The organism is Okeania sp. (genome assembly GCF_983059655.1).
Map to the genome: position 1 here is coordinate 1 of NZ_CEZPJD010000354.1, position 8,014 is coordinate 8,014.

Below are 8,014 nucleotides of genomic sequence, written 5' to 3' on the forward strand. Positions count from 1 at the left end.
GTTGGTTTGGAACTGTCAAATTTTGGCTTCAAAGAAATACTATTTGGTGGTTATTATTAAGCTTAGTTCTTATCAGTTTGATAATTTCTTTTTGAAATTCCCCGCAGCTATTCTCAGCTATTCTCAAGGAGGTGATAATTTTAAAAAATTACAAATTTATTTGAGATGCAGTACAACAATTTTTTAGGTGCATCTAAGTTTTGAAGAAAGCCAAAAATTTATTGCTTTTAGGAAATAGGGAATAGGAAATAGGAAATAGGGAATAGGAAATAGGAAAAAAGTATTTTTGTAAATATGAAATGCACCCTCAAAAACTGGTAAATCAAACCAGAAAATTGTACCCAGTATATATAGTAATCTTGAATAATTTTTCAGTCATTACTCAATATATAAAAATATAAAAAATTTTCAACCCTGATTCCTGTTACCTAATTCTGGAGTTTAGTTACATCTAAATAATTAATTTTTTTCTGATACTATATCTGGGTCAAAAACTGGTATAGCAGTGGAAAGAAAGGTTAGAACATATCCAAAACTTAAAACTCAGACAACGTAATACTTTTAATTTTGACTTTTAGCTTTTAACTTTTAATTTTTAACTTTTGACTTTTGACTTTTGACTTTTGAATTCTTCCTTCTTCTAAAGTTGAGTTATATCTAACAATTGACTTTCTTCTGATACTATACTTTGCTCAAATACTGGTAAATCAAACCAGAAAGTTGTACCCACACCAAGTTCACTTACTAACTGAACCTTACTATAATGCTTATCCATAATATTCCTGACGATAGACAAACCTAGACCAGTTCCTTCCAAAGTATGAACTCGATTTTCTACTCGGAAAAATCTCTCAAAAATAGCCTCTTGGTCTTCAGGTTCAATACCACTTCCTGTATCTGAAATTTCAATTCTAACAAACTTTTGACAACTTGGTTCTGAGGGTAAATGTAAATCTATTGGCCGAGGAGGAGGAGGAGAAACTATCCATCCCCCCTCTTCAATTTGTTGAGCTTCAATATTGCAAATTTCAGAGTCAGATTCTAATATATATGCTCGAATCATTATCCTTCCTCCTGCCTCAGTAAACTTCATAGCATTGCCGACTAAATTAGCAAATACTTGTAACAATAAATCGTAATGACCCACAACAGAAGGCAAGTGAGGTTCTATCTCATAATTTAACTCTATTTCCTTATCTTTAGCATTAAGTTGATAAGTCCTTAAAGTTTGTTCTATAGGTTGAGCAATATCAACAGCATCTAGATGATAAATATGACAAGATTCCAGACGACTCAAATCTAAAACATCATTAACCAAACGAGTTAAACGGTCTGTTTCGTGATTAGCAGTTTCCAGAAATTCACTTCTTTCTATTTCGCTTAAATCTTCCCCATATTCATGCAAAGTTTCGATGAAAGATTTAATATTAAATAGAGGAGTTCTTAACTCGTGAGATACATTACTAATAAACTGACTTTTTGCTTCATTTAACTCTACTTCGCGAGTAATATCCTGCACAGTCATCGCAATTCCTTTCAGACTATCTCGGTACTGAGAATTTAAACCTTTTTCTAATTTATGCTCATAAAGAGTACATTCAATAACTTCAGGACGTTCAGTAGAATTACAAGTATCATCTGCATCATAAATACAACTTTGACAAAGAGACTCTTTACCTGGTGCCCTATGTAACAAAACCGTTGTTAATAACACTCTAATTGTACGTTTATTTGGATCATCCAGAGTGCAGCAATATTCACCACCTTCTATCTCTCCTCCTGCTATTTGATAAAGCGGTCTACTAATTTCCATTTGTACAGCTGCTGGCAAATAATCAATAACATTTGCACCTACAACATCTTTTCCTTCCCAGCTAAAAATTCGCCTAGCAGTAGAATTAACCAACATAAGTTGTAGATTAGCATCTAACAATAAAGCACCATCAGCAATAGTCGAAACTAAGGTTTCTAACTTAGCTTTTTCTGCTCTTAATTCTTCAATATTTTGCTTCTTATAATTTTCTAACTGCTCTGCCATTTCATTAAAGCTAAAAATCAGTTCCCCTAACTCTCCTCCAAATGGTAAATCTATCCTTTGCTTAAAATTTCCTTGGGCAATATTTCTCACACCTTCTGATAATTCCTTAACTGGTTTAGTAATAATCAAAGCATTAAATACTGCCCCTAAAATTACCATTGCCCAAATCGAAACAAACACTGCTAAAGTAACATCTCTCGTAAGATTTGAAGAAATAACAGCAGTAGGATTAGGATTAATCCCTATTGCCAAAACTCCTAAATATTTACCTTCTTGAATTAACGGCACAAAAACATCTGTTAATTCTCCATTGGGAGTTAAATGTTGTCGCACCATCGGTAGGGCAGAAAAATTTCCTGCCTCTACATTGGCCATAAAATCTTCTGGTAGTTGAATGCGACGGCGTAGAGTCAGGGATGTTTTTACCTCTGATTCTGAGAAAGGCAGACCAAGGAAAATTTTTCCTTCCTCATCGGCGTAGAGCATATAACGTACACTAGAAGTGCTGCTATAGAAAAGTCGAGAAAAACGCGCTACTTCGTTGCGTTTGCCTTCCGCCACTAGAGGGGCAACATTTGCAGCCAATAATAGTCCCAGGTCTCGACCATAGCGAGTATCATTGAGACGAGCATCCTGCTGAATAGTATTTACCGCCCAGAAAGAAAAACTACTCATTAGCAAAGACACCATAAGGGTTACTACTGCCATTAGTTTGGTCTGGAGGGTAAACTCAGACCACCAGTTAGCGATAATTTCTCCGATTTTTTTTAGGAGGGTAAGCATTTTTTTAAGTCAAAAGTCAAAAGTCAAAAGTTAAAAGTTAAAAGTCAAAAGTTAAAATAAAGTTATAAAGTTAAAGGTCAAAATTTAGTAGTCATTTTTGACTATATTATTAATTAGGATAACTAAGAATTCTTGAAAGCTCAGATTTATTTTATTTATATTCTGAATTTGCCGGGTGCATCTTAATTATTTGCAAAAATACTTTTTATTTGCAAAAATACTTTTTTCCTATATATTCCCTACTCCCTATTCCCTGTTGTCAGATGAACTGTTACCTAAAAGCGATAAATTTTTCTTTATTCAAAATTGAGATTCACCCGATTTACCGAATAATTAATAATTAAATAATTATGGTTGAAAACTTCCCCTTTTAAAGAGAAAAAAGTGGTCAATGGATGGCGAAGTTCCCTCACCATATCCAATCAACCAAGAGAAGAAATAATATTTCCTTATATTCAATTCCGTAACGGTTAAAACCCGAGGTAATTATCAATTATCCATTATCAATTATCCATTAATCAACAGACCTAAAAACCCGACTACCAATATCCCGACGATAATATATTCGGTCAAACTCTATACAATCTACAGCAGCATAAGCTTTTGTCCTAGCTTCAGAAAAGTCAGACCCTATTGCTGTTACTCCTAATACACGCCCACCATCAGTGACTAACTTTTGTTTCTGTAATTTAGTTCCAGCATGAAATACAGTTACTCCAACAGCTTCAGCTTTTTCTATTCCAGAAATTATTTTACCTTTCTCATAAGCTTCTGGATAACCCCCAGAAGCTAAAACTACGCACACTGCTACTCCTGGTTTCCAATTTATCGGGGGCAACTCAGCTAAACGCTGTTCACAACAGGCCAATAATAACTCTTCCAATGGAGTTTCTAGTAGAGAAAGAATAGGTTGAGTTTCTGGATCGCCGAACCGACAATTAAATTCTAAGACTTTTGGCTCTCCTTGAGGACTAATCATTAATCCAGCATAAATAATGCCTCGGTAGTCAGTACCACGTTTTTGCAAATTAGTCAAAGTTGGTTCTAGAATTTCTTGTTGAATTCTGGTCATTAATTCCGCTGTAATGATAGAAGTGGGAGCATAAGCGCCCATACCTCCAGTATTAAGTCCAGTATCTCCTTCACCCACTTGTTTATGGTCTTGAGCTGGTAATAGGGGACGAATAGTTAATCCATCGGTGAGGGCTAAAACCGATACTTCTTGACCTGTGAGAAATTCTTCGATTACCACAGAATGGGTATCTGGCTCGAATTCTCCTTGAAAGATGGCATCTATGGCATGATGAGCTATTTCAATTGTAGTGGCAACGGTAACTCCTTTTCCAGCAGCTAGACCATCTGCTTTGACCACTATGGGAACTTCTTTTATGTAAGCTTTGGCAGCTTCGGCACTGGTAAAAGTGGCTGATTTGGCCGTGGGAATATTTGCTTCGGTCATAAAATCTTTAGCCCAGGATTTACTAGCTTCGAGGATGGCTCCTGCTTTGGTAGGGCCAAATATTTTAAGGTTTGGTTGTTGTAGATAGTCAGTGATGCCCAGGGCTAAGGGTATTTCTGGGCCGACAACTACTAGGGAAATATTTTGGTCAGCAATAAGTTGTTTGAGGGCTTGGAAGTCCTCAACTGGGATGGGTATATTTTGGCATTTTTGCAGGGTGGCAGTACCGCCGTTACCTGGGGTACAAAATATTTGTTGAACTTGGGGAGAGTGGGATAGTTTCCAAGCGATCGCGTGTTCTCTACCGCCGTTACCTACTATTAATATTTTCACGTTTTTTTTTTAGTAAGAAGTTAAGAAGGAAGAAGTAAGAAGGAAGAAGGCTTTAGTTATCTAAGAGAGAAGACTTTGATGTTAAATGTGATTTAGAAAAGTTGATTTTATAGATATCTATTTTATACCTCACCTTATAATTTTATGCCTTACCTTATAATCAGCTTATAATAACCAGATTTGGTATTAGTTATCAAGAAGAAAAAGTTAAATTTTAAATAAACTATAAAAGTATCACTAAAAATAAGTGTAGGTAGTTAAGTTGATATAGTAACGATTGCTTATTTAGATGAGTTGGTTAGTATGAGCGATAATTTTCAATTACTTAAAAGTGATGATGATGTTTTATTATTTGATAAAAATACATTTCTAGTTGGGAGATTTAAAGAATTGTATTTAGAGCAAATAAGAGCTAAAATTTATTCAAATACAAACAATCACCATCGCGAGTTCGTGATTTTTTCCAACCAAATTGAATGGAAGGTTTCTGATCGATCAGAAAGTACATACAGGATTAAATAGTAGCAAATGGGAATCAGTGACTGAAGAAATAGAATGCTAACTATTAAAACTTGGTGATAGTGGTTGGCAAAAAGGTAGACTTAGAGTCAAAAATTATGTTGATTTTTTACCGGAAAACAATAGAAGATTCAATTATAGTTATGAACATAGACAACCAAAATCAGAAATTAAAATAGAACTAGAGTTTTGCCCAGATTTAACTATTGAACCTGAATCACCATTAGATGATATTCGCCAGAGCGAAAGTTATAAGAAACTTTTGTAAAAATTATCTTATCTGAGAAATAAAATATTATCAAACCAATCACAAAAAAGTCATAAATAGTTTTTTTATTCACTGATATTTATTTGGAAAAAAATCAAGTAAAATTTAGTGATAATTCTTGGATTAAAGGCAAACTGAGAGTTAAAAATCATATTGGCTTTTTACTATAAGAGTATAGAGAATATCAATATAATTATCAGTCATTTCAGTATGGGAAAGCTAATCTTGAAATAGAACAATAATTTTGCTCATATTTAACTTTTGAACCGAAATCATAATTAGATAATATTCGCTGCTAGCGAAACTTATAAAAAACTTTTGTAAAAATTATCTTCTGTGAAAAACAAAACATTATCAAACCAAGCTAAAAAAACTCATAAATTATTTTCTTGATTGATAGATATTTTGGAAAAAATCAAGTCATAAAAGCTTTTACTGATGTTGAAGAAATATTTGAAATTTACGATAAAAATTTTCTACCAAATATTAGCTATGTAGACTGCTGAACTGAAGTATAAAAATGCTGGTTATTGAACTAGATATAGCAGTAAAAGCAAAAGGTGCGGACATATCAAAAGCTTAAAACTTAGACAAAGCAAAGTTTTTCCTTCTTTCTTCTGCTATAAAAATTAGTAGCTACTTAAGCAAATGTCAGATTTTTCATCTTCTACTAATTTTTTTCAGTGAAGTAATGACAGAAAAATTTGTTAAAATTCTAGAAACAATAGAAAAATTTGCTTGAAATAGACTAACAACTTTTATAGCTCAAATTTATCAAAGGGAGTAGGGAGTAGGGAGTAGGCAGTAGGGAAAAAAAGATTAATTTTCAAACTGTACCTCACGCTTCCTAAAAAGTGCTGTAAATTTACGATAAAAATTTTCTACCAAATATTAGCTATGTAGACTGCTGAACTGAAGTATAAAAATGCTGGTTATTGAACTAGATATAGCAGTAAAAGCAAAAGGTGCGGACATATCAAAAGCTTAAAACTTAGACAAAGCAAAGTTTTTCCTTCTTTCTTCTGCTATAAAAATTAGTAGCTACTTAAGCAAATGTCAGATTTTTCATCTTCTACTAATTTTTTTCAGTGAAGTAATGACAGAAAAATTTGTTAAAATTCTAGAAACAATAGAAAAATTTGCTTGAAATAGACTAACAACTTTTATAGCTCAAATTTATCAATCTGAAAGTATTACTTTAGGAAAAAAATACTCAGAGCCATGGCAGAAGTTAAATATTTATAATCGCGACAGTTATAATTAAAAAATAAGAATATAAAATTAGACTATAAACTATGACCCAAAAATAAGGTATCATACCTCCCCTTTTAAAGAGATAAAAATAATAAACTTAAATATTTCAAGCCATTGCACGAACTACTGATAACTGAAATGACTCAATGCCTAAATCCTAATTGTTTAAAATTAAACCCACCAGAAGCCAAATTCTGTCATAGTTGCAATGAAAAATTAGTTTTAGTCGAACGTTATCGCGCCCTAAAAATCATTGGACGGGGTGGTTTTGGTCGAACTTTTCAAGCCGTCGATGAATTTAAACCCTCAAAACCTTTTTGTGTAATTAAACAATTTTTACCTCAATTGCAAAGAACAGAAAATTTATCAAAAGCTACTCTATTATTTGCTCAAGAAGCCGAACGTTTAGATACTTTAGGTAGACATCCACAAATTCCCGAACTTTTGGCATACTTTACTCAAGATAATCGACAATATTTAGTACAAGAATTTATCGACGGGCAAAATTTACAACAGGAATTAAAAGAGTCGGGAGCTTTTGATGAAAATAAAATTTTGGAGTTGTTAAAAAGTTTATTGCCTGTGTTGGAATTTATTCATTCTCAACAGGTGATTCATCGAGATATAAAACCAGAGAATATTATTAGGAGAAAAAATGATAATCAATATCCAGTGCGAGCTTCTAGCTCGCCAGAGAATAATATTATATTGGTAGATTTTGGCATAGCGAAATTTGTTACAAAGAATGCTTTAACTGTAACAGGAACTATTATTGGTTCTGAAGGATATGCTCCTCCCGAACAAGCAATAGGAAAAGCAACCTTTTCTAGCGACATTTATAGTTTGGGCGTAACTTGCATTCATTTATTAACTGAAGTCGAACCTTTTAAATTATTTGACGTAGGTGAAGGTGAGTGGATATGGCGAGATTATTTAAAGTCAAATGTGAGTGATGCAGTAGGAAATTTGTTGGATAAAATGATTATCGGAGCGACTAAGAAAAGATTTCAAAATCCAGAAGAAATCTTGTCGCTTATTAACCAGACTTATCCAACAGAAAAAACATTTACCCTTCCACCACAAAAATCTCAACAATCAACAGCACCACCCATTATAAATGAAACTTCTCCACCACAAACATTTCTCAATTCAATACCAGAATCAGAAAGAGGAGAAATATTTACTTTTGAAGTAGTGACTGTTAATAACTCTGGCAAAATAATCAACCGTACTCCTGGTAATGCCAGACAAAAAATAGAAGATTTAGGTAATGGTATTAAATTAGAAATGGTTTATATTCCTGGAGGAAGTTTTCTCATGGGTTCCCCAGAAAACGAAGTTGAAAGACTTAACAGTGAAA

General features: G+C 33.3%; 3 protein-coding genes. 1 reads left to right on the forward strand and 2 read right to left on the reverse strand.

Going from position 1 to position 8,014, the window contains the following annotated elements; translation table 11 throughout:
- Nucleotides 1–640: 640 nt before the first annotated feature.
- Entirely contained in the window at nucleotides 641–2,821 is a 2,181-nt protein-coding gene (locus AC3DU7_RS18995; RefSeq protein ID WP_488040877.1) for an ATP-binding protein, read from the reverse strand.
- Nucleotides 2,822–3,335: 514 nt separating this feature from the next.
- Nucleotides 3,336–4,613: a phosphoribosylamine--glycine ligase gene (gene purD, locus AC3DU7_RS19000; protein WP_488040878.1), complete on the reverse strand. Its 1,278-nt coding sequence runs from the start codon at nucleotides 4,611–4,613 to the stop codon at nucleotides 3,336–3,338.
- A 2,179-nt stretch (nucleotides 4,614–6,792) separates the two neighbouring features.
- Between purD and AC3DU7_RS19005 the strand changes: the two genes are divergently transcribed.
- Nucleotides 6,793–8,014, forward strand: a 1,222-nt coding sequence (locus AC3DU7_RS19005; RefSeq protein ID WP_488040879.1) for a protein kinase domain-containing protein, incomplete at its 3' end; no start/stop codon positions are given.